Source organism: Streptomyces typhae (genome assembly GCF_009755605.1).
GTDB classification, from domain to species: Bacteria; Actinomycetota; Actinomycetes; order Streptomycetales; family Streptomycetaceae; genus Streptomyces; species Streptomyces typhae.
In genome coordinates, this window is sequence record NZ_WPNZ01000025.1 from 134,592 (window position 1) to 156,262 (window position 21,671).

The 21,671-nt window shown below is 72.8% G+C and carries 20 protein-coding genes; 10 read left to right on the forward strand and 10 right to left on the reverse strand.

All coding sequences use genetic code 11. The features are described from left to right. Position 1: 1 nt before the first annotated feature. A complete protein-coding gene (locus tag GPA10_RS34050; RefSeq protein ID WP_157168814.1) occupies positions 2-703 on the reverse strand; it encodes a 3-keto-5-aminohexanoate cleavage protein in 702 nt (233 codons plus the stop codon). A gap of 43 nt (positions 704-746) precedes the next feature. Here GPA10_RS34050 and GPA10_RS34055 point away from each other — a divergent pair, with 43 nt between their 5' ends. Then, a complete protein-coding gene (locus GPA10_RS34055; protein ID WP_058852306.1) occupies positions 747-1,268 on the forward strand; it encodes a hypothetical protein in 522 nt (173 codons plus the stop codon). A gap of 3 nt (positions 1,269-1,271) precedes the next feature. Here the strand turns inward: GPA10_RS34055 and GPA10_RS34060 are convergent, their stop codons facing one another. Next, a complete protein-coding gene (locus tag GPA10_RS34060; RefSeq protein ID WP_058852307.1) occupies positions 1,272-1,880 on the reverse strand; it encodes a hypothetical protein in 609 nt (202 codons plus the stop codon). A 365-nt stretch (positions 1,881-2,245) separates the two neighbouring features. Between GPA10_RS34060 and GPA10_RS34065 the strand changes: the two genes are divergently transcribed. Beyond that, positions 2,246-5,083 (forward strand): penicillin acylase family protein, encoded by a 2,838-nt coding sequence (locus GPA10_RS34065; protein ID WP_157168815.1) that lies wholly within the window; start codon positions 2,246-2,248, stop codon positions 5,081-5,083. A 79-nt stretch (positions 5,084-5,162) separates the two neighbouring features. On the opposite strand, the gene GPA10_RS34070 is transcribed toward GPA10_RS34065, so the two are convergent. Further along, entirely contained in the window at positions 5,163-6,464 is a 1,302-nt protein-coding gene (locus GPA10_RS34070) for a serine-threonine protein kinase (protein ID WP_343041628.1), read from the reverse strand. A gap of 363 nt (positions 6,465-6,827) precedes the next feature. Between GPA10_RS34070 and GPA10_RS34075 the strand changes: the two genes are divergently transcribed. Next, entirely contained in the window at positions 6,828-7,856 is a 1,029-nt protein-coding gene (locus GPA10_RS34075) for a LysR family transcriptional regulator (RefSeq protein ID WP_157168816.1), read from the forward strand. On the opposite strand, the gene GPA10_RS34080 is transcribed toward GPA10_RS34075, so the two are convergent. Next, the gene (locus tag GPA10_RS34080) at positions 7,846-9,222 is read right to left on the reverse strand and encodes an erythromycin esterase family protein (protein ID WP_157168817.1); all 1,377 of its coding nucleotides are present in this window, start codon (positions 9,220-9,222) and stop codon (positions 7,846-7,848) included. The genes GPA10_RS34075 and GPA10_RS34080 overlap by 11 nt on opposite strands. 192 nt (positions 9,223-9,414) lie before the next feature. On the opposite strand from GPA10_RS34080, the gene GPA10_RS34085 reads away from it, so the two are divergent. Together GPA10_RS34085 and GPA10_RS34090 are read left to right on the forward strand one after the other, a co-directional pair. Further along, positions 9,415-10,179: an SDR family oxidoreductase gene (locus tag GPA10_RS34085; protein ID WP_343041629.1), complete on the forward strand. Its 765-nt coding sequence runs from the start codon at positions 9,415-9,417 to the stop codon at positions 10,177-10,179. Between the two features lie 203 nt (positions 10,180-10,382). Further along, entirely contained in the window at positions 10,383-10,976 is a 594-nt protein-coding gene (locus GPA10_RS34090; protein ID WP_058852313.1) for a TetR/AcrR family transcriptional regulator, read from the forward strand. Between the two features lie 14 nt (positions 10,977-10,990). Here GPA10_RS34090 and GPA10_RS34095 read toward each other — a convergent pair whose 3' ends face one another. The 3 genes from GPA10_RS34095 to GPA10_RS34105 form a co-directional block, all read right to left on the reverse strand. Then, positions 10,991-12,205, reverse strand: coding sequence for an acyl-CoA dehydrogenase family protein (locus GPA10_RS34095; RefSeq protein WP_157168818.1), 1,215 nt, complete (start codon positions 12,203-12,205; stop codon positions 10,991-10,993). Between the two features lie 15 nt (positions 12,206-12,220). Further along, positions 12,221-13,273: a phosphotransferase family protein gene (locus tag GPA10_RS34100; RefSeq protein WP_157168819.1), complete on the reverse strand. Its 1,053-nt coding sequence runs from the start codon at positions 13,271-13,273 to the stop codon at positions 12,221-12,223. Positions 13,274-13,523: 250 nt separating this feature from the next. Then, the gene (locus GPA10_RS34105) at positions 13,524-13,820 is read right to left on the reverse strand and encodes a hypothetical protein (RefSeq protein ID WP_157168820.1); all 297 of its coding nucleotides are present in this window, start codon (positions 13,818-13,820) and stop codon (positions 13,524-13,526) included. A gap of 224 nt (positions 13,821-14,044) precedes the next feature. Here GPA10_RS34105 and GPA10_RS34110 point away from each other — a divergent pair, with 224 nt between their 5' ends. Both GPA10_RS34110 and GPA10_RS34115 read left to right on the forward strand, forming a co-directional pair. Beyond that, entirely contained in the window at positions 14,045-14,980 is a 936-nt protein-coding gene (locus GPA10_RS34110) for an NADP-dependent oxidoreductase (RefSeq protein WP_157168821.1), read from the forward strand. An 87-nt stretch (positions 14,981-15,067) separates the two neighbouring features. Then, on the forward strand, positions 15,068-15,376 hold the full coding sequence (locus GPA10_RS34115; protein ID WP_157168822.1) for a hypothetical protein: 309 nt from the start codon (positions 15,068-15,070) through the stop codon (positions 15,374-15,376). A 126-nt stretch (positions 15,377-15,502) separates the two neighbouring features. Here the strand turns inward: GPA10_RS34115 and GPA10_RS34120 are convergent, their stop codons facing one another. From GPA10_RS34120 to GPA10_RS34130, 3 genes are all read right to left on the reverse strand, one after another. Continuing rightward, on the reverse strand, positions 15,503-15,835 hold the full coding sequence (locus GPA10_RS34120; RefSeq protein ID WP_079087052.1) for a DUF202 domain-containing protein: 333 nt from the start codon (positions 15,833-15,835) through the stop codon (positions 15,503-15,505). Next, entirely contained in the window at positions 15,823-16,215 is a 393-nt protein-coding gene (locus GPA10_RS34125; protein ID WP_343041630.1) for a YidH family protein, read from the reverse strand. Before GPA10_RS34125 ends, GPA10_RS34120 begins: the two co-directional genes overlap by 13 nt. A 99-nt stretch (positions 16,216-16,314) precedes the next feature. Then, positions 16,315-16,872 (reverse strand): NUDIX hydrolase, encoded by a 558-nt coding sequence (locus GPA10_RS34130; protein WP_343041631.1) that lies wholly within the window; start codon positions 16,870-16,872, stop codon positions 16,315-16,317. 243 nt (positions 16,873-17,115) lie between these two features. On the opposite strand from GPA10_RS34130, the gene GPA10_RS34135 reads away from it, so the two are divergent. The 3 genes from GPA10_RS34135 (at position 17,116) to GPA10_RS34145 (ending at position 21,646) form a co-directional block, all read left to right on the forward strand. After that, complete coding sequence (locus tag GPA10_RS34135; protein WP_157168824.1) at positions 17,116-18,771, forward strand: FAD-binding dehydrogenase; 1,656 nt, start codon at positions 17,116-17,118, stop codon at positions 18,769-18,771. 203 nt (positions 18,772-18,974) lie between these two features. Next, a complete protein-coding gene (locus GPA10_RS34140; RefSeq protein ID WP_343041632.1) occupies positions 18,975-19,937 on the forward strand; it encodes a hypothetical protein in 963 nt (320 codons plus the stop codon). A gap of 80 nt (positions 19,938-20,017) precedes the next feature. Next, positions 20,018-21,646, forward strand: a complete 1,629-nt coding sequence (locus tag GPA10_RS34145; protein WP_157168825.1) for an APC family permease — start codon at positions 20,018-20,020, stop codon at positions 21,644-21,646. Positions 21,647-21,671 lie beyond the last annotated feature (25 nt).

Here is a 21,671-nt window from a genome sequence, read left to right on the forward strand (position 1 = left end):
CTCAGCGCCCCAGCGCCGCCGCCACCAACTCCGCGTTGGACCCGGCCCTGCGGCCGTCCGGCAGGTGCAGGGTGTCCTCCAGGCCGACGCGCCGGGCCAGGCCCAGGCGCGTGGCCAGGGCGAGGACGGGCCAGGTGCCGCCCTCCTCGCCGTGCAGGAGCACCGGGCGGCCGTGGGCGCCGCCGATCTCCGCGAGGAGGTCCTGTGCCGTGTCCACGGCCGTGGCCGGATCGTGGTCGGTGACCTCGGCGAGTACCCGCAGCACCCGCGGTCCGAGCGGCGACGCGGCGAACCGCGCGGCGCCGTCCGTGCCGGACCAGATGCCCGCCTCCACGCCCACGCCGCGCTCCAGGAGGACCCGGGCGAGGTCCTCCGCGCCCGGCTCGTGCCAGTTCACGGACGCGTGATCGGGCAGCACCGTCCACTCCCGCACCCGCGCGACGCGTGCCGCCGGGTCGGGCTCGGCCCACGCGCCCGTCGTCACCCCCACGGTCACGGTGACGGCGGCGCGCACCGCTCCGAGCGTCGCCGCGACCGCGCGGGGCGCCACGGAGTCTTCCCCACAAGGGGTCTTGGGGTGTACATGGACATCGAGTGCGCCGGCGGCGACCGCCTCGGCGGCCGCGATGGCGAGCGCCCCGGGGGACAGCGGCACGGCCACGCCGTCGTCCGCGCCCCGGGCGCCGTTCAGACATACCTGCATCGAGCCATCACAGCACGAACATCACCAGTGCGGGGGAGGACGTATGAGCGTCGCGGTTTGTTCGTTGAAGTGGGAAGCGGCCCGCAGCGGGCGCCAGAAGATCGTCTACGACAGCGACGGGTACCACCTGGTGCGGTTCCCCTACGTCCTCGGTGACGAGCAGTACGACCCGTGGCACATGCACGACCCGGGCCGCGGCGGCACCACCGCACCGTCGAAGTTCCCCGACGCCCGCTCGGGGCTCATCTGGCCGAGCCACGACGGGTGGGGCACCTTGTCGGCGCTGGTGTTCTGGGAGCCGGACAGCAGGCCGACGGAGTACCGCTCGCGCTTCGTGCGGGACCCGCTGAGCCTGTCGACGGGGTACGACTCCACGGCGACCACCGACTCCGTACCGACGCGCGGAGGGCAGTACCGCGCCTACACCTGGCAGATGTTCGTGCACCCGGGGACCCCGGTGGGCCTGAAGATATCCGCGCGCGGCCCCGGCGACGTGAGGATCGCCGCGCCGCTGATGCTCGCCGAGTTCAAGCTGGCCATCCAGACGGATGTCGTCAGGCCCTGACGCTCACGCGGAGACCAGCGTGCGCGAGCGCCGCCTGCGGGACTGCCGCACCGCCTCGGGGGTGAGGACGGGGGCGGGGACCACGATGCCGCAGTTCGTGCAGACGGGGCCCGACGAGGGTTCGTGGGCCAGGCCGTAGCGCCACTCCAGATCCGGTTCGGCGCACACGGGGCAGGCGCCGCCCGGGTCGCGTTCGAGGGCGGTGATGAGTTTGCGCAGGACGTCGGCGAGCGGGGCGGACGGGTGCACTCCGGGGTCGTCGCACCAGGCGACCCCGTGCCCGCCCCAGGTGCAGCGGTGCCAGTCGTCGACGCTGCCGGGGCGGCGGAGCCCGTCGTGCTTCTCCTTGCGTCGGCGGCGCGCGAAGCCCTCCTCGTAGGTGAGCCAGACGGCGCGGGCCGCCTCCAGTTCGTCGAGCGCGGCCACAAGCCGCGCCGGCTCGGGCGACCGGTCCTCGGGACCGAACCCCGCGCGTGCGCACAGGTGGTCCCAGGTCGCCCGGTGTCCATAGGGAGCGAATCTCTCCAGGCACTTGCGCAGTGAGTACCGCCGCAGCGCCAGATCGCTGTAAGGGTCACGCACCTGTCTCGCGAGACTCCGGAATCCGGCCATCGCCCTGCACCTCCGTCACCCGATCTCGGTCGTCGCCGGGGTTTTCCTTGCCGGTGGACACCCCGGACAACGAGTAGACGTATCGACTCGCGTTTTGGTGCCATCCGATTTCCGATGGCTTCTTCGATCGCGTGCCCCGCAGGTCAGCGGTGATGCATGAGAAACGAGACAGAGCCGGGAAAAGGGAGTCGTGGCACCGGTCGTGGGGACGGGGCGCAGGCGTCGTGTGGCGGTTGTGAAAAGGCGACGGTTGTTCATCTTTCAGGTTCGCCGACCCGACAGTAACCTCCGCCCCGACGGCCTTCCGCGGCACTCGGGGGCCGTCCGGCACCCATGGTCGTCCGAAGGACCGGAGGAGCGCACCCATGCGACGACGCACCGCACGGCTCAGAACCCTCACCATGTCCGCGGCCCTGGCCCTCGGGGCCTCCCTCCTGCTCGCCCCGGGCCCCGGTGCCGCCGCCGCGGCCGAGCCCCCGCCCGTCACCGACTACTGCGGCGACAACTGCGCCGACATCCTGCCGCCCGGCGCGAACGGCGGCGCCACCCTCGCCGAGATCCTGAGCCACCGGGCCTTCGGCACCCGACCGCCGCACGCGGACGATCAGTTGGGCCCCTACGACGCGCTGTCGTCCGGCTATCCCGGGCTCACCGACGACCGCCTGACCGAGTTCTTCAACGACGCCTCCTTCGGTGTGCGGGCCGACCAGGTGGCCTCCGTCACCAGGCCGCGCGACGACGTCACGATCACCCGTGACAAGAAGTACGGCATACCGCACATCCAGGGCAGCACGCGGTACGGCACCGAGTTCGGCGCGGGCTTCGCCGCCGGGCAGGACCGGCTGTGGCTCATCGACCTCTTCCGGCACATCGGCCGCGGCGAGCTGACCTCGTTCGCGGGCGGCGCCCCCGCCAACCAGGGCCTGGAGCAGCAGTTCTGGCCGCAGGCCCCGTACACGGAACAGGATCTCCAGCGGCAGGTCGAGTACATCAAGTCGACACAGGGGGAGCGCGGCAAGCAGGCCATGGCGGACGCGCAGGCCTACATCGACGGGCTCAACGCCTACCGCGAGAAGTCCAAGAACGGCCGCTACTTCCCCGGCGAGTACGTCCTCACCGGCAAGATCGACGCGATCACCAACGCCGGTGAGATCGAACCCTTCAAGATCACCGACATGATCGCGCTCGCCTCGGTGGTCGGCGGCCTGTTCGGCAACGGCGGCGGGGGAGAGGTCGAGTCCGCGCTCTCGCTGCTCGCCGCGCAGCAGAGGTACGGCGTCGAGAAGGGCTCCGAGATCTGGGAGACCTTCCGCGCCCGCAACGACCCCGAGACCGTGCAGACCGTGCACGACGGCACCTCCTTCCCGTACGCGGGCAAGCCCGAGAAGGCCCGCGGCACCGCCCTGCCCGACCCGGGCTCGGTGGCGCGCGAACAGCTCGTGCACGACCGCGAGGGCGGCGCGAGGAAGGGCGCCGGGACGGCGGAGGACCCGGTGCGGGTGCCGAAGAGGCTGAAGCCGCTCCAGGGCCTGTTCGACGACGGCGTGCTGCCCGCCGACCTCTTCGGCGCCGCGGGCAACCCCGCTCAGCGCAAGGGCATGTCCAACGCCCTGGTGGTCTCCGGCAAGCACACCGCGAGCGGCCACCCGGTGGCCGTGTTCGGCCCGCAGACCGGCTACTTCGCGCCCCAGCTCCTCATGCAGCAGGAGCTCCAGGGCCCCGGCATCAGCGCCCGGGGCGTCTCCTTCGCCGGGGTCGGCATGTACGTCCAGCTCGGCCGCGGCCAGGACTACGCGTGGTCGGCGACGTCCGCCACCCAGGACATCACCGACACCTACGCCGTCGAGCTGTGCGCCCCCGGCGGCGGCACCCCGGGCAAGGACGCCACCCACTACCTGTACCGGGGCTCCTGCACCCCGATGGAGAAGCTGGAGCGCAGGAACGCCTGGAAGCCCACGGTCGCCGACTCCACCCCCGCGGGCTCCTACCGGATGCAGGTCTTCCGCACGAAGTACGGCATCGTCACGCACCGCGCGACCGTCGACGGCAAACCCGTCGCCTATGTCTCGCTGCGCTCCACCTACCGGCACGAGGCCGACTCGATCATCGGCTTCCAGATGCTGAACGACCCCGGGTACGTCAAGGACGCCGCCTCCTTCAAGAAGGCCGCCGAGAACATCTCCTACGCCTTCAACTGGTTCTACGCCGACTCGCGCGACACCGCGTACTACAACAGCGGCGCCAACCCGCGGCGGGCGAAGGACATCGACCCCTCGTTCCCGGTGCACGCCCGGCAGGCCTACGAATGGCAGGACTTCGACCCCGCGGACAACACCTCGGCGCAGACGCCGCCCGCCGAGCACCCGCAGTCCGTCAACCAGGACTACTACGTCTCCTGGAACAACAAGCAGGCGAAGGACTTCAGCGCGGCCGGCTTCGGCATGGGCGCCGTGCACCGCGGCGACCTGCTCGACGACCGGGTGCGCGGGCTCGTCGAGAAGGGCGGCGTGACCCGCGCCTCGCTCACCCGGGCCATGGCGGAGGCCGCCGTCACGGATCTGCGGGGCGAACAGGTGCTGCCCGAGCTCCTGAAGGTGGTCCGCGGCAAGCCCGTCGACGACCCGCGGCTCGCCAGGGCCGTGCAGCAGCTGGAGGCCTGGCAGAAGGCGGGGGCGCAGCGCAGGGAGACCGCGCCCGGCTCGCGCACCTACGCCCACCCCGACGCGGTGCGCATCATGGACGCCTGGTGGCCGCGGCTGATCGAGGCCATGTTCGAGCCGGGGCTCGGGTCCGGGCTCTACGGCTCGCTGACCGCGCAGCTCGGCGTGGACGAGGCACCGTCCGCCGGGCACGGCCCGACCGGCGCGCACGCCGGTTCCGCTTTCCAGTACGGGTGGTGGGGCTACGCCGACAAGGACCTGCGGACCGTGCTCGGGGAGCCCGTGCGCGGCTGGACGGAGGACGCGTACTGCGGGGGCGGCACCCGCGACGCCTGCCGGGACGCGCTCCTCGGAGCCCTCGCCGAGGCGGCGGCCGAACCGGCGGCGAAGGTCTACCCCGGTGACGCGAGCTGCAAGGCCGGTGACCAGTGGTGCGCGGACGCCGTGATCCACCGCGCGCTCGGCGGCATCACGCACCGGGCCGTCCAGTGGCAGAACCGGCCGACGTACCAGCAGGTGGTGGAGTTCCCCCGGCATCGGTGAGGGCGCCGGCGCACCGGTGAGCGAGCCGGTGCGCCGGGTGCACCGACGGCTGCGCGGGCAGCACGAGCCCGCGCAGCCGTCAGCCCGCCGCCAGGGCGATCCGCCCGGCCGCGCACACGGCCCGCGCCAGTTCCTCGTGGCAGATGTCGCTGTGCGCGCCGTTGGGCGCCCCGCCCCGCCGCACCACCGCCGAGGCGTCCACGCTCACGCACCCGCGGGCGGGCAGCGCGGCACCGAGCCGCACCCCGACGGCGCCGTCGACGGCTTTGATCCCGTCGAAGCCGAGCGCGCCCCACCGCTCCCACAGGCCGAGGAAGCCGGCGGAGTCCCCGGCCAGCTTGGAGGCGAGCGGATAGAGCCGGCCGAGCGCGTCGTCGTGCCGCGAATAGCAGCACACGAGCGGGCCGTCGATCCGGCGCGGCACCCCGTGCAGCGCGCCGCCGTGCGACCGGTCGTGCGGCAGCCGGGCGCTGAACGCGTAGTGCGAGAAGGCCCCTTGCAGCAGGGTCACGGACTTCACGCAGCGCACCCCCGCGGGCATCCCGTGCACCGCGTACGAGACCAGGCGGGCGCCGAAGCTGTGTCCGACGAGGTGCACGCGCAGGTCCGGCACGTCCCGGGCGAGCAGACCGAGGGCGGGCCCGAGGCCGACCTGCCCGATGGCTCCGGCCCGGCGCTTCATCGCGTAGTACGTGGCCTGGCGCAGGACTTCCTTGGCGCCCCGCCACAGCCGCCCCGGCACCCCGCCGAGCAGCTGCCGGCCCTCGCGGTTCTCCAGCATGGCGAGGAACACCTCGCAGACCTCGACGGCGTCGTCGGTGAGCATGGCGGGCTCGCCGCCGCCGATGTCGTGGCCGAACTCGTGCGCCGGGCTCGGTTCGCGCACGGCCACCAGATCCCGCACGATCCGTACGAACTCGTCCAGACGGGAGCGGACCTCGGAGCGCTCCTGGAGCAGCAGACCGAGCCGGTCGACGCGGGCCGCGTCCTGCCGGCCGGGGAAGACCCTGGCGAGGAGGTGGCGCGTGGCCTCGTCCAGGGCGGCGCCGTCGGGATCGGCGGGGCCGGCGGCGGGCGCCGGGGTGGCCGCGCGGGGTGCCGCGGACGGCTCGAAGTCGGGGATCGGCTCGTCGGGGAAGCGGATGGCGGGCCACAGCACGCCCACGTAGCCGAGGCGCACACCGGTGCCGGCGAGCCGGGCGAACGGCGTGTAGAACCTGCGGTACAGGTCCCGGGCCGTCCGCAGGTCGTTGTTCCAGCCGTGTGCGAACACCAGCAGATCGGTGACGCGTTCCCGCTCCGCTCCCGAGAGGAGCCGGCCGCGCTGCGCGGCGTCGACGTCGCCGTCGGAGTCAAAGGTCAGTTCCCAGTAGGGCTTCACGACCGCATGGTCCTGCCGGGAGACGACGCTGACCAGACGTCGCGGCGGAACACGCGGGAGCCGATGCCGTCCCCCGGTGGCGGCACCGGACCCCGCGTGGGTCCGGGAGATCCGCGAGGGAGCCGAACGACATGACGGATTCCGGTTCGTGGTCGCCCAGGACGAGGTAATGGGGACGCGGAGCGCGAATGCCGAGCAGGCGGGTCAAGCGGATTGAGTCGACCATTCCATGGGTAACGCGAACGCAGCCAGCATTTTCCGGAAGAAATCCCCAGATAATCTGGGGTGGCCGGGGGATCAGTTTCCGCGGCGGCTATGCTGCATTGCCGTAAAAGCAAAGGGAGTCGGAGAGAGTAAGTTCGCATGGCCTCAACCGGTCCCACGCAGTACCCCGCGGTGCTCCTTGACACCACCATGGACCAGCTCCGGACGCTCCTCGCCGTGCACGAGACCGGCACGGCACTCGCCGCCGCGCGCCTGCTCGGCCGGGAGCAGTCCAGCGTGCAGAAGCAACTCGACACGATGAACCGCACGTTCGGCACGCTGTGCGGCGAGGCCCTGGTGCTCAAGCGGGGCCGCGGCAAGGACGTCCTGTTCACCGCGACCGGAGAGCATCTGGTGGAGCTCGCGCGCGCCACCCTCTCGGCGTGGTCGGACGGCATCAACGACGCCCGCCGCCGCCTCGGCCGCACCCTCTCGGTGGGCTCGACCCGCTACACGCTGGGTTTTCTCCTGGACGCCGTGGAACGCGTCAGCGACGCCTACCAACACCGCGGGGTCGACCTGAAGGTCACCCATGTGCGCACCGGCGACCTCTTCGCGCGGTTGCAGTCCAAGGAGCTCGACCTGGTCTGCGGCAGCATCGTCGTCACCGAGGGCCAGGAGGCGGAGCTCGACCCCTACGAGATCGTGGAGTGGCGCCGCAGCGGCCTGTCGATCCTGACGAACCTGCCGCCCGAGAAGCTGCCGGGACCCGCCGAATCGACCGTCCGGGCCAGCGAACTGCCGGGCCTGCCCCTGGTGGTCTCCGCCGGCGGCCTCATCGCCCGCTTCCTCACCGCCTGGTACGGCGCCGACTTCCGCAAGGCCATGTCCATCGCCGCCGAGATCGAGGCCGCGCACTACGGCTTCGAGCTGCTGCGCTCCGGGGTGGTCAGCGGGGCGATGCTCGTCACCCGGGGCATCGCGGAGGCCGCCGAGTCCGGCAGCCTCCCCGAGGCCGGGGGCCTGCGCCGGCTCGACGTGGTCGGTGACGTCGGCCCCCGCACGGAGGTCCTCGTGGGCGTCTTCACCCGCCGCGGCGACCGCGCCTCGTACGACGCGCACCATCCGCTGAACCTGCTGTGGGACGCCCTCGCCAAGGACAACGAACGCTGGTGGCTCAGCCGTTGACCGACCGGGCACGAGGGCGCTGCTCCACCCGGTGCGCCGCCGTGGTCTCGTGCAGATGGATGAGGACGTCGTGGGAGGGGCCGAGCCGGATCCCGTAAGGGCCGTCGGGGTAGGCGGTGCCGATGCTGCGCGTCGGGCGCTTCCCGGCCAGCCACTTCCGCGCGGCCCGGGGGACCGTGCGCAGATCCACGTAGTAGTCGTCGTACGAGACCTTGTCGAGGGTGTACTCGTTCGTGCCGCGCGGTGCGGCGCCGACCGTCCTCGGCGTGTACACCTCCTCGTCGGGGGCCGTTGCCATGAACGAGCCCTCGTTGAAGGTGAATCCGATGCTCCGGTACTTCGGCCCGTAGCTGTCGCGCAGGAATTCGCCCTGCATGCGCGGATAGCGGGGGTCGTAGGACTCGTAGGCGAGATGCGCGTTGTGTGCCGACACGAGGACCTTGTGGCCCGTCTGCCGCTGCCACCACGCCGTGTTCTCCGCCATGATCCGGTCGCGGTGGAGCATCGAGCCGCGCTGCCCTTCGGGGGTGCTCCCGTCGTAGGCGTAGATGTCCGCGGTCTGGAGGACGGACCGGGCGTGCTGGAGGGTCCACGCGTACGTGGGGTCGTGACCGTCCGGCCCTGCCGTGCGCACCAGGTCGTACGCGGCCCGCGCGTTCTTCGCGAGGCGGGCGCGCTCGGCCAGGGGCAGCGCCAGATAGGCGTCCCCGTCCGGCACCTCGCGGATCGGGGCGTACAGGGCCTCGACGCGGCCGAGCAGATCGGGCCGGTGGCGCCGCACGTGGTCGGTCACGGCGTCGAACAGCTCGGCCCCGAGGTGGGGGTGGTCGAGGTCGTTGCCCATGAAGCGCACCTGCCGGTCCGGATGCCGTTCGTTGTACGCGCGCATCCAGGTGAGCAGCCGGATGTACTCCTCGTGGTGCCAGGGCGTCCGCGCCAGCTCCTGGCGGGCGAGTTCGCGCACGTCGCCCGCGCCGCCCCGGACATAGGCGTCGAGGCGCAGCCCCGTCGTCCAGCTGACCTCCAGGGCGAAGGTCCGAAAGCCCTTCTCCTCGACGAGATGGCGGAAGAGGCGGTCCTTCATGGTGAAGAACTCGTGCGTGCCGTGGGTGGCCTCGCCGAGCCCCACGACCTCGGCGTCGCCCACCATGCGGTCGAGCGGGCGCAGGTCCTTCGCCGACCCGCCCGGTCCGGTGGCGCGCAGCGGGTGCGCGACGCTCTCGACGGCCCGCACCGGGTCGTCGGCGCGCGGCGCCGCCCGTGCGGTGCCGGGTGCCGCCTGTGCGCTGCCCGGTGCCGTCAGGGCGCCCGCCCCGATCGCCGCCGCCAATAACAGAGAAGCCCTCAAATGGGTGGTTCTCATCATCCGTGTCCTCCTGAATCGTGTTCCCGCACGACAGATCACGATCCCGGGCCGGAGCCGTCGCGGCCATCCCGGAGGCACCCGGCACGAGGGTGGGGTCTGCTCCACCCAGGGGGTGCGCCGCCCCCTTCCGCGACAACATACCGACTGGTTAGTCTGCAATGCGTACGTGATCGAGCCCGAAGGAGACCGCCCGTGGAGAGCTTGCAGGGCAAGGGAGTTGTCGTCACCGGTGCGGGGGGCGGGATCGGGGCCGCGCTGGCCCGCCGCTTCGCCGCGGCCGGTGCCCGCGTCGTCGTCAACGACCTGGACGCCCCGAGAGCGGCCGCGGTCGCCGACGAGGTGGGCGGCGTCGCCGTGCCGGGCGACGCCTCCGCGGTCCTCGCCGACGCCCTGGCCGCACTCGGCGGGACCGTGGACGTGTACTGCGCCAACGCGGGCCTCGCGGCGGGCGGCACCGAGGCGGCGGACGAGCGGGTGTGGGCCGACGCCTGGGACGTGAACGTGATGGCGCACGTGCGGGCCGCGCACGCGCTGCTGCCCGGCTGGCTGGAGCGGGGCGGGGGCCGGTTCGTGTCCACGGTGTCCGCGGCGGGCCTGCTCACCATGGTGGGCGCGGCCCCGTACAGCGTCACCAAGCACGGCGCGTACGCCTTCGCGGAGTGGCTGTCGCTGACCTACCGGCACCGCGGCCTCAAGGTGCACGCGATCTGCCCGCAGGGCGTCCGCACGGCCATGCTCACGGCTGCGGGCTCCGCGGGCGAACTCGTCCTCGCCCCCACCGCTATCGAGCCGGATGACGTCGCCGACGCGCTGTTCGCGGGGATGGCCGAGGACCGCTTCCTGATCCTGCCGCACCCCGACGTCGCCGAGTACTACCGGGCGCGGGCCCAGGAACCCGACACCTGGCTGTCGAACATGAACCACATCCAGCAGAAGTGGGAGGCGTCCGAGCAGTGAGCCGCCCCCGGCCGCCGGGGACGGCTCGCCGCGTACAAGGACCACGCGTGGTGGAGGTCCTGACGGACCTGCCGAAGAAGACAAGTGGGAAGATCCTCAGGCGGGAACCGCGTTCTCGCTCATGAAGCAGACTCGCCGGATCCGGCCTCGAAGGTCCGATCCGCAAGGGCTGAGGACCATGGAACGGAAGGCAGGTGGCGGCAGTGGCCAGAACGACGGACGGTGACGGCACGCCCGTCCCGCAGCGGCTGCTCGCCGCCGCCACCCGGCTCTTCGCCGACCAGGGCTACGACCGCACGTCCGTGCAGGAGATCGTCGAGGCGGCCGGCGTCACCAAGGGCGCCCTGTACCACTACTTCGGGTCCAAGGACGACCTGCTGCACGAGGTGTACGCGAGGCTGCTCCGGGTCCAGCAGGAGCGGCTCGACGCGGTCGCCGACGCGGACGCGCCGGTGGAGCGGCGGCTGCGGGACGCGGCGGCCGACGTCGTCGTCACGACCATCGCGCACCTCGACGACGCCTCGATCTTCTTCCGCTCCATGCACCAGCTCAGCCCGGAGAAGCACAAGCAGGTGCGGGCGGAGCGGCGGCGCTACCACGAGCGGTTCCGCGCCCTGGTCGAGGAGGGCCAGGCGGCCGGGGTCTTCTCCACGGCCACCCCGGCCGACCTGGTGGTGGACTACCACTTCGGGTCCGTCCACCACCTGTCCACGTGGTACCGCCCCGACGGGCCCCTGACGGCACAGGAGGTCGCGGACCACCTCGCGGACCTGCTGCTGCGCGCGCTGCGCCCCTGAGGGCCCCGGGCCGGTCAGAGGTACTTCTTCAGCTCCCGCCGCGCCAGCGAACGCTGGTGCACCTCGTCGGGGCCGTCGGCGAGCCGCAGGGTGCGGGCCGCCGCCCACAGCTCCGCCAGCGGGAAGTCCTGGCTCACCCCGCCCGCGCCGTGCAGCTGGACGGCCTGGTCGAGGATGCCGACCACGGTCCGCGGAGTGGCGATCTTGATGGCCTGGATCTCGGTGTGCGCCCCCTTGTTGCCCACCGTGTCCATCAGCCACGCGGTCTTCAGGACGAGCAGGCGCACCTGCTCGACCGCGACCCGGGCGTCCGCGATCCACTCCTGGACCACGCCCTGGCGGGCCAGCGGCTTGCCGAAGGCGGTGCGCGCGACGGCCCGGCGGCACATCAGCTCGATGGCACGCTCCGCCATGCCGATGAGCCGCATGCAGTGGTGGATCCGCCCAGGACCGAGGCGCGCCTGGGCGATGGCGAAGCCGCCGCCCTCCTCGCCGACGAGGTTGCCCACCGGCACCCGCACCCGGTCGAGGACCACCTCGGCGTGGCCGCCGTGGGAGTGGTCCTCGTACCCGTACACCCGCATGGCGCGGCGCACTTCGACACCGGGGGTGTCCCGCGGGACGAGCACCATCGACTGCTGGCGGCGGATGTCGGCGCCGTCGGGGTCGGTCTTGCCCATGACGATGAAGACCTTGCAGTCGGGGTTCATCGCCCCGGAGATGTACCACTTGCGGCCGCTGATGACGTACTCGTCGCCCTCGCGCCGGATGTGCGTGGTGATGTTCGTGGCGTCGGAGGAGGCCACCTCGGGCTCCGTCATGGCGAACGCCGACCGGATCTCGCCCGCGAGCAGCGGCTCCAGCCACTGCTTGCGCTGCTCCTCGGTGCCGAACTGGTGCAGCACCTCCATGTTGCCGGTGTCCGGCGCCGCGCAGTTGACCGCGGTGGGCGCGAGGTGCGGGCTGCGGCCGGTGATCTCGGCGAGCGGCGCGTACTGGAGGTTGGTCAGACCCGCCCCGTCCCGAGCGTCCGGCAGGAAGAGGTTCCACAGGCCCTGGCGGCGGGCCTCGGCCTTCAGCTCCCCGACGACGGCGGGCGTGTCCCACGGCGAGGCGAGCGCGGCGCGCTGTTCCTCGGCCACCCGCTCGGCGGGCAGGACGTGCTCGTCCATGAAGGCGAGCAGCCTGGCGCGGAGTTCCTCGGTGCGGGTGTCGTAGCCGAAATCCATGGTGTCGGGGTCCTCTCAGCCTTCGTTCAGGGTGGTCAGGCCGCGCTCGATGAAGACGGGTACGAGGTCGCCGATGCGGTCGAAGCCCGCGCCGACCGTCTGGCCGAGCGTGTAGCGGTAGTGGATGCCTTCGAGGATCACGGCGAGCTTGAACCAGGCGAAGGCCGTGTACCAGGAGACGGCGGCGACGTCCCGGCCGGAGCGGGCCGCGTAGCGCTCGATCAGCTCGGCGGGGTCCGGGTGGCCCGGCGCGCTCGCCGTGGTGCTGACCGGGGAGTCGGGCACCTCCAGCGCGACGCTGTACATCACGAGCAGGCCGAGGTCGGTGAGCGGGTCGCCGAGCGTGGACATCTCCCAGTCCAGGACGGCGGCGACGCGATCGGGGCCGCCGGGGCCGCCGGAGGTGTCCAGGAGGACGTTGTCGAGGCGGTAGTCGCCGTGCACCACGGTGGCGGCGGGCGAGACGGGCAGCGCCCGGCCGAGGGCCGCGTGCAGCTCCTCGATGCCGGGCAGGTCGCGCCCGCGCGAGGCGGCGAGCTGCTTGCCCCAGCGGCGCAGCTGCCGGTCGAGGAACCCCTCGGGCCTGCCGAAGTCCCCGAGGCCCACCGCGGCGGGGTCCACGGCGTGCAGGTCCACCAGCGTGTCGACGAGCCCGAGCACCGCCGCGCGGGTGCGCTCCGGGCCGAGCGGCGCGAGCTGGTCGGCGGTGCGGTAGGGGGTACCCGCGACGAACTCCATCACGTAGAACGGGGCGCCGATCACCTCCTCGTCCTCGCAGAGGAGCACCGTGCGCGGCACCGGCACGGCCGTCGGGTGCAGCGCGCTGATCACCCGGTGCTCACGCTTCATGTCGTGCGCGGTGGCGAGGACGTGGCCGAGCGGCGGGCGCCGCACCACCCAGTGCCCGGTGCCGTCCGAGACGGCGTACGTGAGGTTGGACCGGCCGCCCTCGATCAGCCGGCCCGTGAGCGGACCCGCGGCGAGGAGGCCGGGCCGCTCCCGGTCGAGGTGGGCGCGCAGCCGGTCGAGGTCGAGTCCGGGCGGGCCCGGGGGTCGGTCGGAACTCATCAGTTCTCGCTCCTGATCGTGAACGGCGGGCGGTTCTTGTCGGCGCGTTGCCGTTCATGATGCCGACCAGTCGGTATGTCGTCCAGAGGGCCGGTCTCGAACGTGATCAGGATCGCGGGTCCGTGCGGGCCCTGAGCCCCGCACATGGGCGGGCGCCCGGCCGGGGAAGGGGGTGCCGGGCGCCTCTGGGGGGATGGTCCAGCCGGCCGGGACCGTGGCGGGGATCGCGGCCGGGGTGAGGGGCGAAGGGCTAGTGGTCGTCCCAGTGGCCCTCGTGCTCGGCGTGCCGGTGGCCGCCGTGCACGTAGTCCAGGTGGTCCCCGTGCGCCACGGCCCGGTGTCCGCAGTCCTCGCCGTGCCGGTGGTCGTGTCCTTCGTGGGCGACGTGCCGTGCGGGCTCGCACTCGTCGTAGTGGCCGCCGTGCGCACGGTGCAGATGGCCGTCGTGCGCGTAGTCGACGTGGTCACCGTGCGGAACCTCGGCGTGCCCGCAGGCGGGGCCGTGGGCGTGGTCGTGGGCCGGGTGTTCCTGGTGGAGCGTGGTCATGGCGTACACCTTCTGGGCGGGTTCTGGGACGGTTCCGGGCGGGTTCCGAGCCGATTCCGGGCGGGTTCGGGAAGGCGGGGCCCTTGCCGGACGGGCCGGTGCGACCGCCGCGGGCCGTGCCGGTGTGACTCTCTCAGGCTAGTACTCAATGCCGCTTTGATCCCGTTATGAAAGCGTTTCGCATGCATCCGTGACTCCGCAAGGCGACCCGATGGGGCGACTCGATGAAAGCGATCAGCTACCACGCGTACGGCGGGCCCGAGGTCCTCGAGTACGGCGACGTGCGCGACCCGAAGGTCGGCCCCGACTCCGTCCTCGTGAAGGTGCGCGCCGCCGCCCTCAACCCCGTCGACCACAAGTGCCGCGAGGGACACCTCGACCAGGCGCTCGACGCCGTCTTCCCGGTGGTCCCCGGCTGGGACGTGGCCGGGGTGGTGGTGCAACCGGGCGTCGCCGTACCGGAGTTCGCCGTCGGCGACGAGGTGATCGGCTATGTGCGCGAGGACTTCCTGTCGCGCGGCACGCTCGCCGAGTACGTGGCCGCGCCGGTGCGCACCCTCGCGCGTAAACCCCGCAACCTGTCCTTCGCCGAGGCCGCGGGGCTGCCCCTGGCCGGGCTCACCGCCCTCCAGGTGATCGACAAGGCGCTCACTGTCGCCGAGGGCGACACGGTGCTCGTGCACGCCGCCGCGGGCGGCGTCGGCTCCTTCGCCGTGCAGCTCGCCCGGCACGCGGGCGCCCGCGTCATCGGCACCGCGAGCGAGCGCAACCACGCCTATCTGCGGGACCTCGGCGCGGAGCCGGTCGAGTACGGCGACGGGCTCGCGGGCCGCGTGTCCGCGCTCGCCCCCGACGGCGTCGACGCCGCCTTCGACACGATCGGCGGCGCCACGCTCAAGACCTCCGCCGACCTGCTCGCCCCCGGCGGCAGGCTCGCCTCCGTCGCGGACGGCGCCGTCGTCGACCTCGGAGGCCAGTACTGCTTCGTGCGCCCCGACGCCGAGGACCTGACCCGCCTCACCGAACTCGCCGAGCAGGGCGTGCTCACCGTGAGCGTCCAGGAGACGTTCCCGCTGGACCGCGCGGCGGACGCCTTCCGCCTGATCGAGCAGGGGCGCACCCGCGGGAAGATCGTGGTGACGGTGGACTGGGCGGAGTAGGGCGGACCCTCCGCGGCTGTGGACGCGGGCCGTACCCCGGTACCGGAAGGGAGCACGCGCGTCCGGCGACGGGATAGGGTTCCGGCGATGACGGCATCGCTGACCTGCAAAAAGATCGCTTCTCTCGCAACGGGCTCCGTCGTCTACGCCTGGGAGACCGCGGAGGGAGCCGACGGGAACGTCCTGATCGACCCGGAGGGTGCGGTGGCCCGGCCGTGCACGGCGGCGGGGGACCCCCTCGGGGACACGCTGCTCGACAAGAGGACCGGGAACGTGCGGAACCCCGACCCGGACCCGGGAGCCCGAAGAGCCTTCCTGCAGGTCGCCGCAGCGATCTTCCAGGAGCGGCAGCGGCAGGGCCGCCTGCCCGACACGGTCACGCGCGCCTACTGGTAGGCACGGGCACCTGCTGAGAGGCCCGGCCCTTCGCGGACCCGGCCTCTCGTCGTGGACGGCCTCTCGTCGTGCGCGCGGGCCCGGTCTCCCGGCGCGCGCGAGTTCGGTCTCCCGGCTCGCGCCGCCTCAGGTGAAGAGCATCGCCACGGCGCACATCGCGAGGGCCGTCGTGCCGAGGGCCGCGGTCACGGCCGCGCGCGGTCCGAGAGGGCGGGGGCGTGCCGCGCCGAGCAGCGTCATCCTGCGGTGCGCCACGGCCAGGAACCCCAGCCACAGCAGCAGACAGAGCCCGCACGTGACGGCGTCCGCCGCCGACGCGCCGTCGTGCAGCACCGCACGCACCCCGAGCGCCGTGGCCACCGTGCACGCCAGCGTCGTACGCCGCCACGCGAGCCGGGTCCGCTCCGGCTGGAGCCCCGGGTCCCGCGCCACGGCCGCCGAGTCCCTCACCCCTCCCACCCGAACACCACGATCACCACCATGGCGAGCGCGACCACCGCCACCAGGACGCCGAGCAGCGCGGGGAAACGGGACGCCGGGAGGTCCTCGCCGCGCCGCATGGCCCGCTCGCAGCGCACCCAGTGGTTCACCGCGCGCAGCGCGCACAGCACCCCCGCCACGAGCAGGGCGAGCGCGAGGCCGACGCGCACCCCCCAGCGCAGGTCCGGCAGGAACTGGTCCACGGCGAACCCGCCGCCGATCAGAGCGAGCGCGGTGCGCAGCCAGGCGAGGAAGGTGCGCTCGTTGGCGAGCGAGAAGCGGTAGTCGGGGGTCTCGCCTTCCTCCCGGACGCGCCCTGGGGCGAACCAGAGCCGCAGCCCCTGTACGAAAGTGATCACTCCTGCACGATAGGCCTACCTTCTGCCTGGGGCTTCGCCCCGGACCTCCCTGTCGGCGCTCCGCCCCGTATCTCCCTGCCGGCGCTTCGCGCCTCGTCCTCAACCGCCGGGCGGGCTCGAATGAGCCCGCAGGGCCCGCAGCCGCTCGTACGCCGCCAGGCCGTCCGGCACCCACTGCCACTCCTCCACGCGAGCGGCCAGCTCCTCGTCGCTGAGGAAGCCGTGCCAGGCGACCTCCTCGGCCTGGGGGTCCACCGGCCGCGGGCACCGCACTTCGTAGACCGCGGACCACCAGCTGCGGCCGGCGCCGTCGTCGTACAGGAACGTGAACAGCGGCACCGGGCGGGGGAGGCCCGTGACGCCGAGTTCCTCCTCGGCCTCGCGCAGGGCCGCGTCGTCGTAGGACTCGCCCGCGCCGACGACCCCGCCGACGAACATGTCGTACAGCGAGGGGAAGACCAGCTTCGTCGGGGTGCGGCGGTGCACGAAGACGCGGCCCTCGGCGTCGCGGGCCTCGACGAACACACAGCGGTGGCGCAGCCCGCGGGCGTAGACATCGCCGCGCGGCACCTGCGCCACCACGGTGTCGTGCTCGTCGACGACGTCCAGGATCTCGTCCGCCGGGTCGCGGGCCGCGTCCGCCGGGCCGCCGACCACGTCGGCAGGATCGCGAAGCGCGTCGGCAGGATCGCGGGGCGCGTCGGCAGGATCGCGGGGCGCGGGGGCAGGATCGCGGGGCGCGTCGGCAGGGCCCGGGGAAGCAGGGGGGATATCTGCGCTCATTCCGCCATCCAACCGCACGGCTCCGCCGGGACGGTTGACTGGGCTGCCCTCCCGACCCAGGATCTGACTCACCGGTAACCCCCCCGCCCGGCAGCCGCGCATCCCCGGAGGACCCCCATGGCCTACGACGCAGACGTCATCGTGATCGGTGCGGGTCTCGCCGGGCTCACGGCGACCGCCGAGCTCGTCGACGCGGGCCGCCGGGTGATCCTCGTCGACCAGGAACCTGAGCAGAGCCTCGGCGGCCAGGCGCACTGGTCCTTCGGCGGCCTGTTCTTCGTGGACTCCCCGGAACAGCGCCGCCTGCGCATCAAGGACCACCGGGAGCTGGCCCTCCAGGACTGGCTGGGCACGGCGGGGTTCGACCGCCCGGAGGACCACTGGCCGCGCAAGTGGGCCGAGGCGTACGTGGACTTCGCCGCCGGTGAGAAGCGGCCCTGGCTGCACGCGCAGGGCGTGCGCTTCTTCCCCGTGGTCGGCTGGGCCGAGCGCGGCGGCTACGACGCGGAGGGCCACGGCAACTCGGTGCCCCGCTTCCACATCACCTGGGGCACCGGACCCGGCCTCCTCGCCCCCTTCGTCCGCCGCGTCCGGGAGGGGGCCGAGCGGGGCCTGGTCCAGTTCAGGTTCCGCCACCGGGTCACGGGCCTCGCGCGCACCGGCGGCGTCGTCGACACCGTCACCGGCGAGGTGCTCGAACCCTCCGGCGTGGAGCGGGGCAAGGCCAGCAGCCGCGAGGTGACGGGCTCCTTCGAGTTCCGTGCCCAGGCGGTGGTCGTCACCTCCGGCGGCATCGGCGGCAACCACGACCTGGTCCGCGCCAACTGGCCGCGGCGCCTCGGTGGTCCGCCGGAGAAGATGATCTCCGGGGTGCCCGCCCACGTCGACGGCCTCATGCTCGGCATCGCCGAACGCGCCGGCGCACATCTGATCAACCGCGACCGCATGTGGCACTACACCGAAGGCATCCAGAACTGGGCCCCGATCTGGGACAAGCACGGCATCCGCATCCTGCCGGGACCGTCCTCGCTGTGGCTCGACGCCCGCGGCAACCGCCTTCCCGTGCCGCTGTTCCCCGGCTTCGACACTCTCGGCACGCTCAGTCACATCATGGGGACCGGGTACGACCACACCTGGTTCGTGCTCAACCGGCGCATCATCGGCAAGGAGTTCACGCTTTCCGGCTCCGAGCAGAACCCCGACCTGACCGGCCGGTCCGTGCGCGGTGTCGTCGAGCGGGCGCGGGCCGGCGTACCGGGACCGGTCAAGGCCTTCATGGACCACGGCGCCGACTTCGTCGTCGAGCGGGACCTCGGCGCCCTGGTCCGCGGCATGAACGCCCTCACCAAGGAACCTCTGATCGACGAGGCGCTCCTGCACCGCACCATCGCCGCGCGCGACCGCGAGATCGTCAACCCGTACACCAAGGACCTCCAGGTCAACGCCATTCGCGGAGCACGCAGGTTCATCGGCGACCGGATCGTCCGCACCGCCGCGCCGCATCCGATCCTCGCCCCCGGGGCCGGGCCGCTCGTCGCCGTCCGGCTGCACATCCTCACCCGCAAGACCCTGGGCGGCCTGGAGACCGACCTGTCCTCGCGCGTGCTCCAGGAGGGCGGCGACCCGCTGCCGGGCGTGTACGCGGCCGGGGAGGCGGCGGGTTTCGGCGGCGGGGGAGTGCACGGCTACCGCTCCCTGGAGGGGACGTTCCTCGGCGGCTGCCTGTTCTCGGGGCGCGCCGCCGGGCGGGCGGCGGCCAAGTCGGTCGGATAGGTCAACTCCGTCCTTTCGGGCGGGAGTTGACCGGCGTCGCGTCAGTACCGTCCGAACGGAACGCCGAACAAATGGACGAAGAAGCGCTGGTAAGGGGCCGGGCAAGGTTTCAACGATGACTAAGCCTTGACGCGGAGAGTCACCAACCGGTTGGCTGTGCGTGATCACATGCTCGCCCAACGCGTCGGGGAGGACGTCCCGCGGTGTCTCCACCTCCGCCCCCGCCGCTCGGCCGCTCCCGGAAGAAGGCCGCGCAGGGTTTCGACGCCGCCCTCGACGACGCCGAACTCGTCGCCGCCCGCGCCGCGCTCGCGCAGGGACGCTGGACCGAGGTACGCGCGCTGCTCGCGGACACCGGCGACGACTGGGACCGCCGGGGCCACCGCTTCGACGTGCTCGGCCGCGAGTCCACGACCGCCGCGTGGGCGCGGGACTGGCGGATCACGGAGCCGGAGAGCGCCGACGCCGTGGTCCTGCTCGCCTTCGCCGCCGTGCACCGCGCGCTGCGCGGCAAGGGACGCTCGGAGAAGGCGAGGGCGGCCTGCCGCGAGGCGGCCGCCCTGGTCCCCGCCGACCCCTCCCCGTGGCTCGCGCTGCTGCTCCTGGAGCGCTCGCTCGGCCACGAGGAGGACGTCGTACGCCTCTTCGACGAGGTGCGGCACCGGCACCCCGAGCACCACCACGCGCACCACCTCATGGCCGCCCGGCTCGCCGAACGGCGGCCCGGCGCCGGGCAGGACCCGCTTCACGAGGTCTACGACTTCGCCTCCTGGGCGGCCGAACAGGCCCCCGACCACTCGCCGTTGGCCGTGCTCCCGGTGATCGCGCACACCGAGCGCTACCGCGTGCTCGCCACGGCGGGCAGCGAGAACAGGGACCCGGTGGCCTCGGGGCACTGGGCCACACGGCGTGCCCGGCAGGTCATGAAGACCTCCTTCGACTGGTGGCTGGAGTGGGAGATGCCGCACGAGCCGGCGCATCCGCGCTCCTTCGTCGACCTCAACTTCCTCGCGCACGCCACGTTCTGCGAGGGACGGGCGGCCGAGGCCGCCGCACTGTTCCACCGCATCGGCCGGTACACGACCGAAGTCCCCTGGTCGTACCCCGACCGCGACCCGCACCAGGCCTACTCCGCCGCGCGCGGCGCGGCACTCGGTACGGCTTGAGAGACCCAGTACGGCTTGAGAGACCCAGTACGGCTTGAGAGACCTACAGCCCCCTGACGGGCGGAGAGGATCACCGCACCATGGCGACGGGCAGATCGAGCACCAGTGCAAGCAGCGCGGGAGGGGCGGGCGGCAGAGCCGGCCTGCCCACCGGAGCCCACGGCGGCACCGGATCCCGGGGCAGGTCGGTACCGCCCCAAGGGGGCATCAACACCTACAAGGGAGAGGAACGGGCCCTGCGCGCGGGCCGCCTCGGCACGGCGGGCCTGCTGCTCTCGGTCCTCGCCGCGACGGGGCCCCTGCTCGTCGTCGCCGGTGTCATGCCCACTACATACGGTGTGATGGGCGTGGTGGGGCAGCCCCTGCTCTTCCTGATACTGGGCGTCGTCCTCGCCCTGTTCAGCTTCGGGTACGCGGAGATGAGCCGGCACGTCCACAACGCCGGGGCCTTCTACGCCTACATCTCGCGCGGCCTCGGCGGCACCGTCGGCGCGGGCGCGTCCGCCGTGGCGCTCGTGGCGTACAGCGCCCTCCAGGCGGGCCTGTTCGGCATCCTCGGCTTCGAGGTCTCGGGCCTCCTCGACAAGTACCTCGACGTCACCGTCGGCTGGTGGATCCCCGCCCTCGTCGCGGTCGCCCTCGTCGGCGCGCTCGGCCTGCTGAAGATCGACCTCAACGCGCGCGTACTCGGCGTCCTGCTCCTGGTCGAGGTCGCCCTCGTCGTCGTCTTCGACGTCGCCGCCATCGCCGACCCGGCGAAGGAGGGACTGTCGCTGCATGCGTTCAACCCCGACACGCTCACCGGCGCGGGCGTCGCCACCTCGCTGTGCTTCTGCATAGCGGCCTTCACCGGCTTCGAGCAGGCACCCGTGTACGCGGAGGAGACCAGCCGGCCCCAGGTCGTCGTCGCCCGCGTGATGTTCTTCGCCGTCGGCTTCGTCGCCGTCTTCTTCGCCCTCAGCTCCTGGGCCCTCACGGTCGCCGCCGGGCCCTCCGGCATCGTGCCCGCCGCCCAGGAGCAGAGCGCGGGGCTGCTGTTCGGACTCACCGAGTCCCGCCTCGGCTCCACCTTCACCGACGTGATGCACGTCCTGTTCGTCACCGGCATGTTCGCCGCCGTCCTCAGCTTCCACAACGTCGTCGCCCGCTACGCCTTCGCCATGGGCCGCGAGGGCCTGCTGCCCGCCGCGTTCGGGCGCACCAACAGCGCGAGCGGCGCCCCCGGTACGGGTTCCCTCCTCCAGACCGTCGTCTCCGTCGTCATCGTGATCGGCTTCGCCCTCACCGACGACGGCCCGCACGGCGACCCCACCGCGCCGGTCCTGCACCTGTTCACCTGGGGCGGCAACGTCGGCGCCCTCGGCGTGCTCCTCCTGATGGCCACCGCGTCCCTGGCCGTGATCGTCTTCTTCGTCCGGCGCGGCGCCGCGCGCGTCCAGATCTGGCGCATCATCGCGTCGGCCGTCGCCGCCGTGGCCCTCCTCGTCATCGCGGGCTACACCGTCAAGGACTTCGACGTCCTCGTCGGCGCGGGCCCCGACTCGACCCTCGGCTGGGTGCTGCCGGGCATCATCGTGGCGGCGGCGGTGGTGGGGCTCGCGTACGGGGCGTACCTGAAGTCGGCGCGGCCTGCCGCGCATGCGCGGATCGGCCTCGGGAACGAGGCGTTCCAGCTGGAGAAGGCAGCGGATTCGGGCCGGGGGGCCTGAGGCAGTGGGCGGGGTGGGGGGGGGC